This is a genomic window from Halomonas sp. E14 (assembly GCF_052568415.1).
This window is the reverse complement of sequence record NZ_CP199423.1, coordinates 1,337,873-1,354,277: the sequence shown is the minus strand read 5'-3', so window position 1 is coordinate 1,354,277 and position 16,405 is coordinate 1,337,873. Positions and strand designations below refer to the sequence as shown.

Here is a 16,405-nt window from a genome sequence, read left to right as displayed (position 1 = left end):
CTTGGTTGGCTCTCCCTGGTCTGGCAGCCGCCTTGGCAAGCCCAGACCCAACCGGGCCAGCCTGGCCCGCTGGCCTGCTTCAAGATAGGAGCCAAAGCGCCAACTGCACAGGCCGATGGGCGAGTTCGGGGCCTGTGCCCGGCTTCAGGCCGGTGGTCGGTCGGCGGCCAGGCAGGTGCGGTTGCGTCCGCTGGCCTTGGCCTGGTACAGCGCCGCATCGAGCCGCAGAAAGCAGGCCGATTCGGCCTCCTGGGCCATCAGCTCGGCGACGCCAAAGCTGCAGGTCAGCCTTTCTACCGGGGCAAAGTCCGAGACCTCGATGGCCCGGCGCAGACGCTCGGCCAGCGCCTCGGCACCGCCCAGGCTCGTTTCCGGCAGCAGCAGCATGAACTCCTCGCCGCCCCAGCGGGCCAGCACGTCGACCTCACGCAGCATGGCGCCGCACAGCGTCACCAGCTGGCGCAGCACATCGTCGCCGACGCTGTGGCCGAAGGTGTCGTTGACGCGCTTGAAGTGGTCGATGTCGAACATCACCAGGCTGATCGTGCCACCATGCCGGCGGGCGCGCTCGCGCTCCCGCCGCAGCACGCCGAGGAAGCGGTTGCGGTTGACCGCCCCGGTCAGCGAGTCGTGCCCGGCCAGGTGCTCAAGCTCGGCCTGGTAGCGCTTGGTTTCGCTGATGTCCCGCATGATGGTGGCGATGCAGTCCAGCTCGCCCTCCTCGTCCCGGCGTACAACGATCAGCTGCGACACCGGGACTTCCCCCTCCGGGCCGTTCAGCGCCGTTTCGGCATACCAGTGGCCGTGCTTGAGGGCATGCGGGATGCCCTCTTGCTCGATCAGTCGCCGCGCCCAGGCGGGGTGCGCCTGCGCCAGGGCATCCGGCAGGTGCAAGGGAACATCCTGGCAATGGAGCATCGCTCTGCCCGCCTTGTTGAGGTAGACCACCTGCTGCGCAGCATCGGTGATCGAAACGAAGTCCGGCGAAGCATCGAGCAGGTGGATCAGGCGCTGTTGGTTGCGTTGCACGGCGTTGCGCGCGGTGACATCTTCCACGACACCGTTGTAGGCCACGGTGCCGTCGGGCGAACAGGTACGGTGGGCAGTCATCTCCACGTGGATCAGCCGCCCCTTGAGCGTGCGCAGGCGCAGCGGCATCCGCGTGACGCTGGCGTGCCTTTCCAGCACCGCACCGAGCTGGCGATGCTGCTCCGCCGAATCGAACAGGGAGACGATGGAGGTCGCCAGCAGCTGCGCCTCGCTATCCGCCTCGAGCAGTCTCAGCATCGCCGGGTTGACCGTGGCGAAACGCCCACGCGGGCCGATGGTGTTGCGATAGACCCCCAGGGGCAGGTGCTGGAACAGCTCGTTGTAGCCTTCGAGCTGGCTGTAGTAGCGCACCCGGTCGGTGACATCGACGATGATCGAGTAGAGGTATTCACGCTCGTCCACCGTTACCGGGCCGGCGTAGACATGCACATCGCGTATGTCGCCGGCAGCCGTGCGATGCCGAAACTCGAAGAACTGTTGGCGGCGGTCGCGCGCCGCCTGCATGCGAAGCTGAATCTCCCCTGGCGGCAGGCAGTTGATCTCGGCGACATTCATGCGCTTTAGCGTATCGAGCGAATAGCCGTAGAAAGCCGCCGCAGAAGCGTTGGCATCGATGATGCGGCCGCTGTGCGGCTCGACCAGCAGCTTGATCGCCGGGTTGGTGCTGAACATCTGCTGGTAGAGCGGATTGCAGCTGGGTGCGGGCACTTCGCACGGGACCACGAACAGCAGCGCCACGGCCTCCTGGCCGGCCCAGGTCAGCCGCGACACCTGCACGTCGGCAAGAGCGGCAGAAACGGTAGTGGCGGAGGTCGTGGAGTCAATGGAGGCCGACGCCGCAGGAAGCGTCAGCCGCACGCTGCGACGCTCTGCGCCCTGCAGGGCCGTTACCAGCTCCGAGTAGCCGGCATTGCCTAGCAACTGCACCATCTCGGGCAGCCTTGCGTAGCTGGCGAGCTGGAACTGGCGGCGCGCCGAGCGGTTCGCGTACAGCAGCGTGCAGCTCTCCTGCGTGGCCACCAGCAGCGGCAGCGCCAGGTCATCGACCAGCCCGGCGAAATCCGCCTCGCCGGCCAGGTTCTTCTCATAGGATATCGCCACTGCGTTCCCCCGCGTGCCGGGTCGCTGGCCTGGCGCCAGCGCCCGCGCTTATCGTCATCTTTATGAGACCGCCCCAGCAGGACTGTGCTCGTTTTTCAGTCTAGCTTGACGGCGCGCAGCATAAGATTGCGCGGGGTCAAGTCACGCTCGCAGAAAATGCCAATATCTGCGGCAAAGCCGGCCTCTTCCAGCAGTGCCAGGCGATCGAGCGCCAGCCACACCTCCAGCGGCCGGCGAAAGACGTGGCGCACCAGCTCGAAGCGCGATACCTGCGCCTGGCGCTGCCAGCCCTGCGCCTCGAACGCCTGCCAGTCCACCCGCGGCGGCAGAACGATCTGCTTGCAGGCGGCCGCCCAGCGGCAGAATTCGTCGAAGGTATCAGGCAGTTTGCCGTAGGCGAGGCTCGGCACCGGCAGGTAGTCGTGCTCTCCGCGCACCTCGCGCTGCAGCAGGTCGAAGCCCAGCCGCCAGGCGCCGGCGCGCTCGCGACGGCGGCGCACACCCTGCGGCGCCGTGACCGTTTCCTGCACCGCCAGGGCAAGGTCGTCGCGGCTGAGCGCCAGGCCATGAAGGTGACACAGGCGCTGCGCCTGCTGCGAAAGGGGCGAGTAGCTCGGGCTGGCGGTGCGCTGGTAGCAGCAAGGTGACAGCGTCACCGCGCTGCCGGTGGCAATGGCCGCCTGCAGCAGCCGCACATGCAGGTCGCCGCAGGCGTGCAGGGCCAGCGCGTGGGTCCTTGCGTTGAGCCAGGTAAGCGCCTCGGGGGCCATCACGTCCTGACAGCGCATGTCCACGGTCACCTGCTGGCGAGCGGCCAGCGCCTGACCGTGGCGACACAGCGCCGGCTCCCATTCGAGCGCCGTGACGGCCCGCTGCTGCTGGCGTGCCAGGGTGCGGGAGAGGTGCCCCTTGCCAGCGCACCACTCTACCACCAGCGCGGCGGGGCTCAGCCGGGCATGAGCCAGGAACGCCTCGATCTGCTGCCATTTGCGCCCCTCGATGTGCTGGCTCCAGGTGCCCGGCAGCGGTGCGGCGTCGCTTTCGAGCCGCGGCAGCGCTACCAGGTCGGCCAGCTCGGTCACAGGTAGCCAGAACGCCAGCGGCGAATCGTACCAGGGCTCGGCCTGCAGCCGGTCGACGTCCGCATCGCTCAAGCGCAGCAGCGCCGCAGCGAGGCCGGGGAAACGCTCGAGCCAGGGCGCATGAAGATGCTGAAACGGCAGCGGACGCCACAGCGGCTGCCACTGGGCCAGGCATTCGGTCAGCCGGGCCAGGCGTGACGAAGGGGACATGGCGAAACGCTCAGTATTCGATGCGCGAGGCCACGACATCGAAGCGAATCGCGATGTCCACGCCCTGGTCGATGTCAGGAGTCGCCCCCAGCGCGGGCTGCAGGGCCAGCCGTCCGTCGAGGCGACCGGCCAACCGAGCTTGACCGCCGTCCACCGCGAAGGCATCGAGAGTGAGGATCACCGCGCCTCCTTCGGAGGTATAGACCGGCGGCATGGCGGAGAGGCCGAGCCCGTGCAGCACGTCGAAACTTGTCACTTCTCCCTCCACCAGGGTGATGCCGAGCGAGAGCGAATCGCGCCATTGCATGGCCCCGGGGGCGATGAAACCGACGACCTCAATGCGGTAGCGGTCCTCCAGGTCGAGGAAGGTGGCGCTGGAATCACCACCTTCTCGATGGATGAACCACGCGTGGTGGGTATCGCCGACAACGCCTTCCAGACGCTCGGCCACCGCCGCCGCGGGCCACAGCATGGCCAGCAGCAGCCAGCTGCACCACCTGCGCTTGCCTGCCATATCGCCTCCTCGACGCACCTCGCATCCACAGAACCCGCTCCAGGCGGAATTGTCAGGAACCGGCACGCCCGTGACAAGCCTCGTGTACCACGCGGGGCCATACCTGCCGCCTCGACCTTGGCCAGGCAGCGTCTCCCCTGCCCGGCACGCGCTTCCCACCCAACTGCCTCTATCCTGCCGTCGCGTCTGCTGCCACACTTCCTTCCGGCCTCGCGCCCGGGCAATGGCGCAGCGGGCCTAGCATGCACGCCGGCCCCTGGGGGCCGGCGCGGAACTGACTATCTTCACCAAGGAGAATTCGAGTGGGGCGTTTCCTCTCCCTGATCGTGCTTGCCGCTCTCGCCTACGGCGGCCTCTACGTCTACTACGGCATCGCCGTGGAACGCATCGTCGAAGAGCAGCTGGAGCGTCGCGGCCTGTCGGCGCTGGAAGTGAGCCGCATCGACTACCACTGGCTGGCCCCGGTGAGCACCGAGACCACGCTGCGCGCCGAAGTCAGCTATCGCGGCGCGGACGCCACGGTCACCGTGCGTGTACACGGCCATCCGGTTTTCTCCGACGAGGTGCGCATCGAGCTCGACGGGCTGCAGAACCTGCGGCTAAGGTTTGGCGTGGGCGGCTAACGCGCCATACACAACCCGCCAGGAGACCTACAGATGAGCCATGCCTATGTCGTCGGTCAGGTGACCGTGCATGACCCCGAGCGCTGGATGGAGTATGTGGCGCGGGTGCCCGCCACGCTGACCCCCTGGGGCGGCGAGCTGCTGATGCGGGGCCAGCGTACCCAGGTGCTGGCGGGCCAGCCGGGCCACCCCAATCTCGTGGTGTTGCGTTTCCCCGACCGCGACGCCGTGGCGCAGTGGTACGCCTCGCCGGCCTACCAGGCGCTGATCCCGCTGCGCGACGCTGCGGCCCAGGTCGACCTGGCCGCCTACGAGGGGTAGCGTTCTGCCTCGCCGGGCGCGCATGTTATGCTGCGCACCCGGCAAGACACTCAGCCCACCCAAGGCATAAGGAGAACGGCATGGCCAAGGCAACAGCACGGCATATTCTGGTAAACAGCGAAGAGAAGTGTGAGGCCCTGAAGGCCGAGATCGAGGGCGGCCGCGATTTCGCCGAGGTCGCTCGCGAGCACTCCACCTGCCCCTCCGGCGCCCGCGGCGGCGACCTGGGCAGCTTCGGCCCGGGCCAGATGGTGCGCGAGTTCGACCAGGTGGTGTTCTCCGGCGAGCTCAACAAGGTGCACGGCCCGGTGAAGACCCAGTTCGGCTACCACCTGCTGGAAATCACCAGCCGCAGCTGAGGCCGCGTCGACCGCGACCTCGCCGCTAGCCGCCGTGCCTGCCACGGCGGCTTATCGCCTCTGCGCTCTGCAGCGGCGTTCCCCACGGGTTAGGATGGGGGAATGATTCGCCTTCTCCGAGACAGGGACACCCGATGACCCTACCAGCGCACCCCTTGCCGCTGACGCTGACCGACCCTAGCCCCAGCGCCGGAGGCGCTGTCGGCACGCCGATGATCCAGGTCGAGCGACTCTCAAAACGCTACCGCGACGGCTTCCAGGCGCTCAACGAGGTCGACCTGACCATTCGCCGCGGCGAGATCTTCGCCCTGCTCGGTCCCAACGGGGCCGGCAAGACCACCCTGATCAGCGTGATCTGCGGCTTGGTGAACGCCAGCAGCGGGCGCGTGCGGGTGGATGGCTTCGATAACGTGACCGAGTATCGCCAGGCCCGCGAGCGCATCGGCCTGGTACCGCAGGAGCTGACCAACGAGGCCTTCACCACGGTGTGGGATACGGTCAGCTTCAGCCGCGGGCTGTTCGGCAAGCCCCGCGACCCCGCGCACATCGAGAACGTACTACGGGCGCTGGCGCTGTGGGACAAGCGCGACAACCGCCTGCTGGAGCTTTCCGGCGGCATGAAGCGGCGCGTGCTGATCGCCAAGGCGCTGTCGCACCAGCCCCAGGTGCTGTTTCTTGACGAACCCACCGCCGGCGTCGACGTGGAGCTGCGCCGCGAGATGTGGGAAGTGGTGCGCGGGCTGCGCGACCAGGGCGTGACCATCATCCTCACCACCCACTACATCGAGGAGGCCGAGGAGATGGCCGACCGCATCGGCGTGATCCGCCGCGGCGAGCTGGTGCTGGTAGAGGAAAAAACCGTGCTGATGCGCCAGCTCGGTCGCAAGGAGCTGACCCTGCACCTGGCCAAACCGCTCGAGCGCCTCCCCGCGGCGCTGGCGGGCCATGAGCTGACCCTGGCGGACGACGGCCAGGCGCTGGTCTACACCTACGACGCCACCCCCCAGGAAGAAGGCACCGGCATCGCCGGGCTGCTGGCCGACCTGGAGGCGACCGGCGTGCGGGTCAAGGACCTGCACACGCGCCAGAGTTCGCTGGAGGACATCTTCGTCAACCTGGTTCGGGAGAGCGCATGAACCTGCAATCGGTCAAGACCATCTACCTGGCCGAGATGGCCCGCAGCCTGCGTACCGTGCTGCAGAGCATCGTTTCGCCGGTGGTCTCCACCTCGCTCTATTTCGTGGTGTTCGGCGCGGCCATCGGCTCGCAGATCAACGAAGTCGACGGGGTGAGCTACGGCGCCTTCATCGTGCCCGGTCTGATCATGCTGCTGCTGCTGACCCAGAGCGTTTCCACCGCCTCCTTCGGCATCTTCTTCCCGCGCTTTTCCGGCTCGATCTACGAGATTCTCTCGGCGCCGATCTCCTATCTCGAGATCGTGCTCGGCTACGTCGGCGCGGCAGCCACCAAGTCGGTGGTGCTGGGGTTGATCGTGCTGGCCACGGCGCGCCTGTTCGTGCCCTTCTCCATCCAGTACCCGCTGGTGATGCTGCTGTTCCTGGTGCTGACCGCCATCACCTTCAGCCTGCTCGGCTTCATCATCGGCATCTGGGCCGATGGCTTCGAGAAGCTGCAGCTGGTGCCGCTGCTGATCGTCACCCCGCTGACCTTCCTCGGCGGCACCTTCTACTCCATCGACATGCTGCCTCCCTTCTGGCAAGCCGTGACGCTGCTCAACCCGGTGGTCTACCTGGTCAGCGGCTTCCGCTGGAGCTTCTACGGCACCAGCGACGTAAGCATCTGGCTCAGCCTGGTCATCATCGCGCTGTTCCTGGCCGTTGCCCTGGCAGTGGTCAACTGGGTATTTAAGACCGGCTACCGCCTCAAGCCCTGACCGGGTGCCGCCGGCCGGGTCACCGCCAGCGGCGCCCAATTCGTCGCTGGGCGAAGCGCCGGTTGAACTCGACCTGCACGCCGGTATCATTCGCCTTCCCTGCCTAGCGGCACAGCCCACCCCGCGCTGCCTGCAGCGCGCTCACGGCGGAGACGGCCATGCCGATACTGCACTGCATCGTCCATCACATCGACAAGGCCACCAGCGAGCAGCCTGCCACCCTGCGCGCGGCAGGCACCCCGCTGCCGGCCACCCCGCTGGTGGACTCGCTGCTTGCCGCCTTCCACGACGCCTACCATGCCAAGACCAAGGCGTGGGGGCATTTCCTGCCCGAGCAGGCCCAGGGCGAGGCTGCGACCCAGCCTGTCACCCAGGCGCTGGCCGACTACCTGGCGGAACGCCACGATTTCCCCGCTCTGACCCGCGCTCTCGCCGAGCGGCTGCTGCCGCTGGTCGACGACCATCTATCGACGTCGGGGCACCTGCTGTGCTTCGACTATCGCCACGGCGAGACCCGCTACCTGACTCTGGGGCTGGTGCATCAGCGCGAGGGCTTCGGCATCGATGACGCACTCACCCTGGTGCCGGCGACCCAGCTGAACCTGGCGCGCATGAGCCTGGCACTGCGCCTCAACCTGAGCCAGTGGCAGGAAGGGGTCGCCTCGCGCCACTATCTCTCGTGGATCCACGACCGCGGCGGCAAGAAGCTCGCCGAGGCGCTGGCCGGCGCGCTGGGCGCCACCGAAGGCATCGACGCCACCGGCGAAACCCGCACACTGCTCAAGGCCTTCAGCGACTTCGTGGAACAGGAGGAGCTGCCCGAGGAGCAGAGCCGGGAGAAGACCGAAGCGCTGATCGACTACGCCAGCGCACAGGCAAGCCGCGGCGAGCCGATTACGCTGGAGGAGCTCTCGGAGCTGCTTGACGAACAGCAGCCCCGGGCCTTCTACGAGCATATCCGCAACGCCGATTACGGCCTGTCGCCGGAAATTCCGCCCGACAAGCGCACCCTGCGTCAGTTCCGCCGTTTCACCGGTCGCGCCGGCGGCGTATCCATCAGCTTCGACTCCCACCTGCTCGGGTCCAGCATCGAGTACGACGAGCAGCAGGACCGTCTGATCATCAAGCAGGTGCCCAAGCAGCTCAAGGAACAGCTCAAGCGCCAGGGTTGATCCCGGCCTCACGCCCAGCCAGATGCCGGCGAAATCGCGGCTGGCGTAACCGCCAGAGCAAGACGGTTCTGCATCGCTGTCGGCCAACTGCCGCCGCTGGTAAGGTGTTCCCCTGCCAGCCAAGAGCGACACGCCCGACATGAACGACCGCCCCAGCCCCAAGGTACTGCTGCGCCTGCTGACGCTGCTCACTCCCTATCGTGGCCGCCTTGCCATTGCCGCCACGGCGCTGCTGGCGGCCTCCGGCAGCGTGCTGCTGCTGGGCCAGGGGCTGCGCCTGGTGATCGATCAGGGCTTTCTCGCCGCGGATGCCACCCGCCTCAACCAGACCTTGGGCGTGATGCTGGCCATCGTCAGCCTGCTCGCCGGCGCCTCGGCGCTGCGCTATTACCAGGTGAGCTGGATCGGCGAACGCCTGGCCGCGGACCTTCGACGGCAGGTATTCGATCACCTGCTGGAGCTGGAGCCGGCCTACTTCGAGAGCGCCGGACGGCGCGACCGCGGTGCCGCCGAGATCGCCTCGCGCCTGACCGCCGATACCAGCGTGCTGCAGACGCTGTTCGGCTCGTCGATCTCACTGGCGCTGCGCAACCTGGTGATGCTGCTGGGTGCGGTGGCGCTGATGCTGGTGACTCAGCCGTGGCTATCGGCGCTGGTACTGATCGGTATTCCCGCCACGCTGCTGCCGATCCTGTGGTTCGGACGCCGCGTAAGGCGGCTCTCCCGCCATAGTCAGGACCGGGTGGCAGAGCTTGGCCGCTATGCCAGCGAGGCACTCAATGGGATCCGTACGGTGCAGGCCTTCTCCCATGAAGCGATCGATCGGCGCGACTACGGCGAACGCGTCGAGCAGGCGTTTGCCACCGCCGTGGTACGCACACAACAGCGTGCCTGGCTCACTGCGGCGGCCATGCTGGCGGTATTTGCCGCCGTGGGGCTGATGCTGTGGCAAGGCGGCCAGGCGGTGCTGGCCGGCGAGATCAGTGCCGGCGAGCTTTCGGCTTTCGTGTTCTATGCGGTACTGGCGGCAGGCGCGGCGGCCACGCTGGCCGAAGTGGCCGGCGACGTGCAGCGCGCCGCCGGCGCCGCCGAAAGGCTGCTGGAGCTGCTCGATGCCAAGCCCGATATTCGTTCACCGGACGAGCCGGCCCCCCTGCCTGTGCCGCTGCGCGGCGAGATCCGCCTGGAGCAGGTGAGCTTTACCTATCCCGCACGGCACACGCCGGCCCTCGGCACACTCGATCTGACGATTCGTGCCGGCGAGCGCGTGGCCTTGGTCGGTCCTTCCGGCGCCGGCAAAAGCACGTTGTTCGCGCTGCTGCTGCGCTTTCACGACCCGGAGCGTGGCCGGGTCACGCTGGACGGCATCGACCTGCGCCAGTTCGACCCCAAGGTGCTGCGAGCCGCCATGGGCCTGGTGGCCCAGGAGCCGGTGCTGTTTACCGGCACGGTGGCCGACAATCTGCGCTACGGCAAGCCCGACGCCACCCTGGACGAGCTGCGCGCTGCCGCCCGCGATGCCAATGCCCTCGCTTTCGTCGAGGCCTTGCCGGCCGGTTTCGACACCGAACTCGGCCCCGGCGGCGTGCAGCTTTCCGGTGGCCAGCGCCAGCGCCTGGCGATTGCCCGAGCGCTGCTGAAGGACCCTCGCGTGCTGCTGCTCGACGAGGCGACGAGTGCGCTGGACGCCGAGAGCGAACGCCTGGTGCAGCAGGCACTCGACCGACTGATGGCCGGGCGGACCAGCCTGGTGATCGCGCATCGGCTGGCCACGGTCACCGCCGCCGATCGCCTGCTGGTATTCGACGAAGGCCGGCTGGTGGCCGCCGGGCGTCACGCCGAACTGCTCGTACAAAGCCCGCTCTACCGCCACCTGGCCCAACTGCAGTTCGGGCAACACCGAGAGGAAGCCTGAGCGGGCAGCACCCTGCCGATTCCTACCTCGGCAGTGCAAAGGGGAGGCAATCGCCTCCCCCGCTTGCGGTGTTGCATGTGCCGCCCCGCTCGCCTCTCGGCGCCCCAGGGCAGTGACTAGGCCTGCCGGCAGGCAGGCGTCAGAAGGTTTCCCACTCCACCTCGGCATCACGCTGGCGCTTCGGCGCCGACGAAGCCACGCCCGGCGCCGGCAAGTGCATGGCCAAGGCCGGAAGCGCCGGCGCGGCAGCCGGGTCGTCGCCCAGCACGAAGGTATTGATCAGTCGGGTCAACCGTTCGGCCTGGTCGCGCATGGCCGTGGAGGTGTCGCTGTTGTGCTCCACCATGGCGGCGTTCTGCTGGGTCATGGTATCCATCTGGCTGACAGCGGCATTGACCTCGTGGATGCCGATGCTCTGCTCCCGCGAACCGGCGCTGATCTCGGCAATGACATCGTTCACCTTGGTGATGCTGGCAAATATCTCCTGCATGGTCGCCCCAGCCTTGTGGACGATTTCTGCGCCGTGCTGAGTGCGCGCCACCGAGTCATCGATCAGTTGGCGAATGTCCTGTGCCGCGTTGGCAGAGCGCTGCGCCAGCGTACGGACTTCCTGTGCCACCACCGCAAAGCCGCGTCCATGCTCACCGGCCCTAGCCGCCTCGACGGAGGCATTGAGCGCCAGGATATTGGTCTGGAAGGCGATGCCATCGATCAGCGCAACGATTTCGGCAATCTTGGCCGAAGCGGAACGAATGTCCTCCATGGTGGTTTCGACAAGCTCCATGGACTCCTTGCCCTGGCGAGCCACCTCGGCGCTGGCCCTGACCAGCTGGTCGGCCTGCTGGGCATGTTCGGCGTTGTTCTGCACCGTTGAGGTGATCTCTTCCATGGCCGACGACGTCTGCTGCAGGCTCGATGCGGCCTGGTCGGTGCGTGAAGCGAGTTCGTCGCTGCTGCGTGCAATGCTCTGGGACGCCAGCAAGACGTCGTTGGCTCCCCCCCGTACCTCGCGCAGGGTGGCCTGGATGCGTGCCAGGAAGCCGTTGAACTGGCGGGCGAGCTCGCCGATCTCATCCTTGCTGGTAACGCGCAGGCGCCGGGTCAGGTCACCCCGCCCCTCGGCCACGCCCTGGGCAATCTCGTTCATGTCGGCGGCGGTCTGACGAATCTGGCGCACCGTACGCCGGGTGATCCAGATGGCAAAGAAGGTAATGGTCAGGTTGATGGCCGAGGCAATGAAGAACAGGCGAACCAGCGTCTCGATGAGATTCTGCCTGGCCACCTGCTCGATCACGGCCATGGCGGCATCCACCCCGGTGGCGTAGACGCCAGCACCGATCACCCAGTTCCACTCGGCGATGGGGGTGGCGTAGGAGTACTTGGGCTCCACCTCGCCGGTGGCCGGGTTGGTCCACTCGTAGGCATACCGCCCGCCTCCGCCGCGTGCGATCTCGATCATGTCACGGATCAGCGGCTTGCCGTTGGCGTCCTGCACATCCAGCATGTTGCGCCCCTCCTGCTGGGGCACGGCCGGCTGGACCAGCATGGTGCCGTCGTAGTCGAAGACGAAGACATAGTTGTCCTCCTCGAAACGCAGCTCGCGCAGCAGGCCCAGGGCCACCTGCTGCGCCATGCGCGGATCGTCGCTTTCGTTGCCGACGCTCTGCGCCAGGGTTCTGGCCATACCGACGATGCTTTCGACCCCGTGGCGGCGTGCCTCGAGCATCAGCTCGCGCTGCTGCGCCAGCTGCGAGCGGTTGGAATCGATGCGCTCGAGTGCTTCGAGGACCAGCAGGCAGGAAGAAGAGATGATCAGGGGCACCAGGACCAGGAGCAGAATCTTGTTCTGCAGATTCAAGGCCAACAGCTGCTTCAGGCGGGTGAAACCAGCCTGTTTGGGAGGAGTCGCTTTCATGGAGAGACCGTTATTATTAGTGAAAAGGCATGTGGGTATTTGACATGCCATCAAGCCTCACGCCGCAGCGAAGCACTAGTCAACTTAATACTAATGCATGGGACCACCTCATCATTTATTGATCCATGTCAATTTATCGCCCCAAGCCACCCTGACTGCCCAAGCCACCCAGTGCAAGGGATTGTGTCGTTAGGTACTACACCATTCTTAGCATTAGGAAACCCGGCACAGCTTGATGGGTGGCTTGGGGGTTCCTACGTTTAGTCGTGATGGCAGGAGCCAGCAGTGCCGGAAAGCCGGTAAACGGAAGTACGATCTCGCTTGTGTGGTTCAACAGGCAAACGAGGAAGGAGTTCTGACATGGCACAAAACCAGAATCCAGGCAATTTTGCCAACGACCCGAAGAAGGCCTCCGAAGCCGGCCAGAAAGGCGGCCAGCACAGCGGCGGCAACTTCGCCAACGACCCGCAGCGCGCCTCCGAGGCAGGCCACAAGGGCGGCCAGCAAAGCGGCGGCAACTTCGCCAACGACCCGCAGCGCGCCTCCGAGGCGGGCCAGAAAGGTGGCCAGCACAGCGGTGGCAATTTCGCCAACGACCGTGAAAAGGCCGCCGAGGCCGGCCGTAAGGGCGGCAAGAACCAGGGCCGCTAAGGCCATTGCCGAGCGGCGCCAAGCCACAGGCCGTTCGCCGGATAGGCGAACGGCCCCTGAGCCAAGGAAGGCACGGCTTGCAAGCGCCATGAAGGAAACACGCCAGCCAAGATCGCCGCGCAGTGAGACAGGATGACCGCTGCGCTGGCCGTTCAAGGTGGGAAGAGGCTGCCAGACTCACCTGGCAGCCTCTTGTCGTTATAGGCCAACATCAAGCACTGCGAGTGCCTGCCTTGGCCAGAGCCTGCCGGGCGTCGCTTTCTCCCTGCTCGATCAGGTACGCCAACCGATCCGGCGCCCAGTCCATGACCCACAGCGAAGTGCTCTCGCCCGGGTGAGGCTGACGTCGAATGCGCGTTATGCGCAGCTCGGGATACGATTGGAGCGCTTCATTGGCCTCATCGTCGCTGCGCGCCCCGAAGAACAGACGCCTGAAGTGATCCAGACTTTCGCCAAATCCCTGAGGGGTTCCCGGCGTCTGCTTGAACAGCTCCGCCGTAATGACATGCCAGCGCTGCCCTGGCAGCGTCGAGTCGAGCCGCTTCAGGGCAGGCTGCAACAGGCCGCGGTGCCAGATGTCGCCGTCCCAGTAGGCCCGTCCCTCATGCCAGCCCGGCTTGAACAGCAGCGGAATGGCACTGCTGGCACCGATCATGGTGGGTACGATGGGCTGCTCCGCGCTGTCAAACCAGACAGGCTTGGTCGCCTCGATATCGATGGCACGAATCATCAGCCGCGGGCCTTCGCCCTCCTTGGCCGAGTAGCGCTCGGCATGGCAAGCCACAGTATCGACCAGCCTGCGATTGTCGTAGCCTGCCGTGGCGGGATAGGTCGCCAGCCCAGCGAGGAAGCCGCCGGGCACGGCCGAGAATACCGGCGGGTTACCCAGCGCAAGGCCGGTCAGGCTGGCGCTGAGGCGCTTGCTATTGGCGTCGAAGAACGGCACGAACGGCAGCGAAGGCTGCGTGACCGCACGCCAGAAGCGCGCCATGGCGTCTAGGCCCCCGTCAGGCGCTCCTTGGTGCGTTGCGATCAGGTACCCGTTGACGGCACCGATCGAGGCGCCCACCACCACCATGTCACGTCTCGCTTGTTCGTCGAGGTGTCTCACCAGGGCTCGATAGACACCGTACTGGTAGGCCCCCAGGGCACCACCGCCATTGAGCACGAGCACGATTCTTTCCCGCATGTCACCTCCCTGCGACTTGCTGCATTGCGAATACCGTTCCGCAAGGGTAGACCGGCCAAGCAAATGTGAACACCGCGACCGACAAAGGTCGCATTGCCTTTGCCGACACGTTCGCACACGCTCGGGAAAATAAAAAAGACCCCCCGAAGGGGGTCAGGTGGAGCACGCCAGCTCACATCGCTATATCGCCTGCTGTCTTTCAGCGTCTGGCGACGTTGCCCAGGAAGGCGGGACCACTTCGAGCTTCCTAGGCGTTGGTTGGTAACTCAGTGCTGAGCGGGTAACCCGATACTGAGTTGCTTGCCTCGTTGCCAAACACAATGCGACAGCCGAGCCAACAATCACAAAACTCCCTAAAATACAAAGACTTGCGAGAAAAACAGCACGCAGGCTTTGTGCCAGCCGCCGCCAGCCGCCCCCTTTCTGCACCATCGATGATCATGAAAATGGCTGGCTGACGCATTTTGATGCAATGCAAAATCAAGGCGCCTATCAGCCCCGGCGCTCATCTACAGCATGTCACGCGAGACCTGCATCACTCGCCCGTCTACCGTACGCTGTACTTTGTCTTCGATCTCGCTGCATAGCGACTCCACCTTCTGTCGCTCGTTTCCTGTCACCACGAAAGTCCACTCGCTTGCCTCGAGCCGGTCGTGCTGACCGCTCTCGCACACTGCCACGGCCGGGTGGCGGCCGAAGCGCTCGTGAATCCCGCCCATGCGCTGGCGCTTCTCCTTGAGCGACGCGCAGCCCGGCAAGGCAACTTCGAGTGTCAGTACGGCAATGAACATGCGGCTGAGGCTCCTGTCGGTGGATGGTCGCCTGGGCCAGTCGAGCTGACGCCCCCTCCTGTTCAGATGCGGCCCAGGCAGGCCGCTTTCAACCGGCAGCCGTGGCGCTTCAGGCGCTATCGACGTTGCCAGTCGACAAGGCCACTTTCATGTTCATGATGACGTTGACCGTAAACGCCAGGATGCCCAGGCCGACGATCACGGAAGCCAACGCCAGCACGGGTTCGAGCTGTCGCATGCCACCCGCATAGAAATGCAGAGACACCAGCAGCACCGGGAGACCAGCGTTGTGAAGGTAGAAGTGAAGGCGGCCGAGAACGCTGCGCGCGGCAACCGGATACAGGTGATACATCAGACCGGCCAGGGCCAGGCTTGCCCAGCCCAGCAGGTTGATGTGTGCATGCACGCTTCGGAAGGCATATTGATGGCTGGCGGCAATCACGATGCCGTAGATGACGCCAACCAGTAGATACACTACCGCAATCTTCAGCCACAACAGGGCCATTTTCTTGTCTGCCATTGCACCGGTCATTGTCGTTCTCCCACGAATATCCTGCTCGGCGAGCGGCGTCGGGTTGGCCATGGCCCCGATCAGGCATGTGGCGCCTTCATGAAGCCAACACGGCGCGGACAGCCTGCCGTCGACGGGTCGATTTCGTCATTGTCAGGGTGGTAACAATCTGCGCTGCCAGGGCTGAAATGGCGCAACCACGTACCATGGCACGCTATCTCTTTATGGCACAAATCAGGCGATTGGGTACTAGCTTTGGTTGGGCTGGCGTCAAAGCCTCCTTCCGGCTGTACGAAGAGGCTGTCATCAAGCACCAGCCAACGCACTTGCGGCCTAGGCAGCCCAGATCCTGTTCCGGCTACCGTTGCACAACCCGTTGCCCTCGCCGCGTGAGGGCGTTACCCCAGCAGCTCGCAATATCCTGCGCCGGGCTTGGCTGATGAAGCCGACTCTGTCTATGTTGAGATGGCCTGTTGCAAAGGGCGCAATGACTCAATGGAGGGAGTCTCATGAAGGAACCTAACGTGACCCGGTCCGCCATGGATGTCGTCGACATCCTCACCTCGGACCATCAGGACATGGTGAACCTGATCGGAGAGATCAAACGTTCACCGGACGCCGCTCAGCGCCGAGACCTCACCGACATGCTGATCGCCGAGGTGATGCGCCATTCCGTCGCCGAGGAGATGCATGTTTACCCGGTGATGGAAAAGCAGCTGCCCAACGGTGAAGAAGAGGTGGAACACGACAAGCAGGAGCATGACGAGATCGTCCAGGTGATGAAGCAGCTCGAGGATAGCGACGCTGACGCACCGGGCTTTCTCGACAAGATCCACGAGCTGGAACAGAAGCTGCGCCATCACGCCGACGACGAAGAGTCGGATCAGTTTCCCAAGCTGCGCTCGCATATCCCGGGCGACGAGCTGGTCGAGATGGGGCGGCGAGTCGAAAACGCCAAACAGTTGGCCCCGACCCGCCCGCACCCCAGCGCACCGCACTCCGAACTCTTTCACAAGAGCGTTGGTGCTGGGGTCGGGATGATCGACCGCCTGCGCGACAAGCTCAGCGGGCGTGCCACCGGCTGAGATTTCGCCCGGGCCTGCAGGT

At 65.5% G+C, this 16,405-nt stretch carries 16 protein-coding genes; 9 read left to right on the top strand and 7 right to left on the bottom strand.

The genetic code is table 11. From position 1 onward, the window contains the following. Positions 1–144: 144 nt before the first annotated feature. The 3 genes from ACT7B3_RS06255 to ACT7B3_RS06245 all read right to left on the bottom strand — a co-directional run bounded on the left by ACT7B3_RS06255 (position 145) and on the right by ACT7B3_RS06245 (position 3,957). The gene (locus ACT7B3_RS06255) at positions 145–2,151 is read right to left on the bottom strand and encodes a sensor domain-containing diguanylate cyclase (protein ID WP_445157250.1); all 2,007 of its coding nucleotides are present in this window, start codon (positions 2,149–2,151) and stop codon (positions 145–147) included. Positions 2,152–2,246: 95 nt separating this feature from the next. Next, positions 2,247–3,443: a methyltransferase gene (locus ACT7B3_RS06250; RefSeq protein ID WP_445157249.1), complete on the bottom strand. Its 1,197-nt coding sequence runs from the start codon at positions 3,441–3,443 to the stop codon at positions 2,247–2,249. A gap of 10 nt (positions 3,444–3,453) precedes the next feature. Next, positions 3,454–3,957, bottom strand: a complete 504-nt coding sequence (locus tag ACT7B3_RS06245; protein ID WP_444677990.1) for a hypothetical protein — start codon at positions 3,955–3,957, stop codon at positions 3,454–3,456. A 302-nt stretch (positions 3,958–4,259) separates the two neighbouring features. Here ACT7B3_RS06245 and ACT7B3_RS06240 point away from each other — a divergent pair, with 302 nt between their 5' ends. The 7 genes from ACT7B3_RS06240 to ACT7B3_RS06210 all read left to right on the top strand — a co-directional run bounded on the left by ACT7B3_RS06240 (position 4,260) and on the right by ACT7B3_RS06210 (position 10,241). Next, positions 4,260–4,580, top strand: a complete 321-nt coding sequence (locus ACT7B3_RS06240; protein ID WP_444677991.1) for a hypothetical protein — start codon at positions 4,260–4,262, stop codon at positions 4,578–4,580. A gap of 33 nt (positions 4,581–4,613) precedes the next feature. After that, positions 4,614–4,901 carry a DUF1330 domain-containing protein gene (locus tag ACT7B3_RS06235; protein WP_445157248.1) on the top strand — a complete coding sequence of 96 codons (288 nt, stop codon included), beginning with the start codon at positions 4,614–4,616 and terminating at the stop codon, positions 4,899–4,901. 80 nt (positions 4,902–4,981) lie between these two features. Beyond that, complete coding sequence (locus tag ACT7B3_RS06230; protein ID WP_444677994.1) at positions 4,982–5,260, top strand: peptidylprolyl isomerase; 279 nt, start codon at positions 4,982–4,984, stop codon at positions 5,258–5,260. A gap of 212 nt (positions 5,261–5,472) precedes the next feature. Beyond that, entirely contained in the window at positions 5,473–6,396 is a 924-nt protein-coding gene (locus tag ACT7B3_RS06225) for an ABC transporter ATP-binding protein (protein ID WP_445158849.1), read from the top strand. Next, positions 6,393–7,154, top strand: coding sequence for an ABC transporter permease (locus tag ACT7B3_RS06220; protein WP_445157247.1), 762 nt, complete (start codon positions 6,393–6,395; stop codon positions 7,152–7,154). Before ACT7B3_RS06225 ends, ACT7B3_RS06220 begins: the two co-directional genes overlap by 4 nt. A gap of 158 nt (positions 7,155–7,312) precedes the next feature. Beyond that, positions 7,313–8,326, top strand: coding sequence for a nucleoid-associated protein YejK (yejK, locus tag ACT7B3_RS06215; protein ID WP_445157246.1), 1,014 nt, complete (start codon positions 7,313–7,315; stop codon positions 8,324–8,326). A 139-nt stretch (positions 8,327–8,465) separates the two neighbouring features. Next, on the top strand, positions 8,466–10,241 hold the full coding sequence (locus ACT7B3_RS06210; RefSeq protein ID WP_445157245.1) for an ABC transporter transmembrane domain-containing protein: 1,776 nt from the start codon (positions 8,466–8,468) through the stop codon (positions 10,239–10,241). Positions 10,242–10,380: 139 nt separating this feature from the next. Here the strand turns inward: ACT7B3_RS06210 and ACT7B3_RS06205 are convergent, their stop codons facing one another. Next, positions 10,381–12,156 (bottom strand): methyl-accepting chemotaxis protein, encoded by a 1,776-nt coding sequence (locus tag ACT7B3_RS06205; protein WP_445157244.1) that lies wholly within the window; start codon positions 12,154–12,156, stop codon positions 10,381–10,383. Positions 12,157–12,516: 360 nt separating this feature from the next. Between ACT7B3_RS06205 and ACT7B3_RS06200 the strand changes: the two genes are divergently transcribed. Next, positions 12,517–12,807, top strand: a complete 291-nt coding sequence (locus tag ACT7B3_RS06200; RefSeq protein WP_445157243.1) for a general stress protein — start codon at positions 12,517–12,519, stop codon at positions 12,805–12,807. Positions 12,808–13,018: 211 nt separating this feature from the next. Here the strand turns inward: ACT7B3_RS06200 and ACT7B3_RS06195 are convergent, their stop codons facing one another. The 3 genes from ACT7B3_RS06195 to ACT7B3_RS06185 all read right to left on the bottom strand — a co-directional run bounded on the left by ACT7B3_RS06195 (position 13,019) and on the right by ACT7B3_RS06185 (position 15,370). Next, positions 13,019–13,996, bottom strand: coding sequence for a patatin-like phospholipase family protein (locus tag ACT7B3_RS06195; RefSeq protein WP_445157242.1), 978 nt, complete (start codon positions 13,994–13,996; stop codon positions 13,019–13,021). A gap of 509 nt (positions 13,997–14,505) precedes the next feature. Continuing rightward, positions 14,506–14,787 (bottom strand): DUF503 domain-containing protein, encoded by a 282-nt coding sequence (locus tag ACT7B3_RS06190; protein WP_444678000.1) that lies wholly within the window; start codon positions 14,785–14,787, stop codon positions 14,506–14,508. Positions 14,788–14,896: 109 nt separating this feature from the next. Then, a complete protein-coding gene (locus tag ACT7B3_RS06185; RefSeq protein ID WP_445157241.1) occupies positions 14,897–15,370 on the bottom strand; it encodes a cytochrome-c oxidase in 474 nt (157 codons plus the stop codon). A 437-nt stretch (positions 15,371–15,807) separates the two neighbouring features. On the opposite strand from ACT7B3_RS06185, the gene ACT7B3_RS06180 reads away from it, so the two are divergent. Beyond that, entirely contained in the window at positions 15,808–16,383 is a 576-nt protein-coding gene (locus ACT7B3_RS06180; RefSeq protein WP_444678002.1) for a hemerythrin domain-containing protein, read from the top strand. Positions 16,384–16,405: the final 22 nt, after the last annotated feature.

What these genes read in the sequence shown, in the direction of transcription:
- ACT7B3_RS06250 (WP_445157249.1), bottom strand. Translation starts at nt 3,443, where the DNA reads ATGTCCCCTTCGTCACGCCTGGCCCGGCTGACCGAATGCCTGGCCCAG.
- ACT7B3_RS06245 (WP_444677990.1), bottom strand. Translation starts at nt 3,957, where the DNA reads ATGGCAGGCAAGCGCAGGTGGTGCAGCTGGCTGCTGCTGGCCATGCTG.
- ACT7B3_RS06235 (WP_445157248.1), top strand. Translation starts at nt 4,614, where the DNA reads ATGAGCCATGCCTATGTCGTCGGTCAGGTGACCGTGCATGACCCCGAG.
- ACT7B3_RS06230 (WP_444677994.1), top strand. Translation starts at nt 4,982, where the DNA reads ATGGCCAAGGCAACAGCACGGCATATTCTGGTAAACAGCGAAGAGAAG.
- ACT7B3_RS06225 (WP_445158849.1), top strand. Translation starts at nt 5,473, where the DNA reads ATGATCCAGGTCGAGCGACTCTCAAAACGCTACCGCGACGGCTTCCAG.
- ACT7B3_RS06220 (WP_445157247.1), top strand. Translation starts at nt 6,393, where the DNA reads ATGAACCTGCAATCGGTCAAGACCATCTACCTGGCCGAGATGGCCCGC.
- yejK (WP_445157246.1), top strand. Translation starts at nt 7,313, where the DNA reads ATGCCGATACTGCACTGCATCGTCCATCACATCGACAAGGCCACCAGC.
- ACT7B3_RS06210 (WP_445157245.1), top strand. Translation starts at nt 8,466, where the DNA reads ATGAACGACCGCCCCAGCCCCAAGGTACTGCTGCGCCTGCTGACGCTG.
- ACT7B3_RS06205 (WP_445157244.1), bottom strand. Translation starts at nt 12,156, where the DNA reads ATGAAAGCGACTCCTCCCAAACAGGCTGGTTTCACCCGCCTGAAGCAG.
- ACT7B3_RS06200 (WP_445157243.1), top strand. Translation starts at nt 12,517, where the DNA reads ATGGCACAAAACCAGAATCCAGGCAATTTTGCCAACGACCCGAAGAAG.
- ACT7B3_RS06195 (WP_445157242.1), bottom strand. Translation starts at nt 13,996, where the DNA reads ATGCGGGAAAGAATCGTGCTCGTGCTCAATGGCGGTGGTGCCCTGGGG.
- ACT7B3_RS06190 (WP_444678000.1), bottom strand. Translation starts at nt 14,787, where the DNA reads ATGTTCATTGCCGTACTGACACTCGAAGTTGCCTTGCCGGGCTGCGCG.
- ACT7B3_RS06185 (WP_445157241.1), bottom strand. Translation starts at nt 15,370, where the DNA reads ATGGCCAACCCGACGCCGCTCGCCGAGCAGGATATTCGTGGGAGAACG.
- ACT7B3_RS06180 (WP_444678002.1), top strand. Translation starts at nt 15,808, where the DNA reads ATGAAGGAACCTAACGTGACCCGGTCCGCCATGGATGTCGTCGACATC.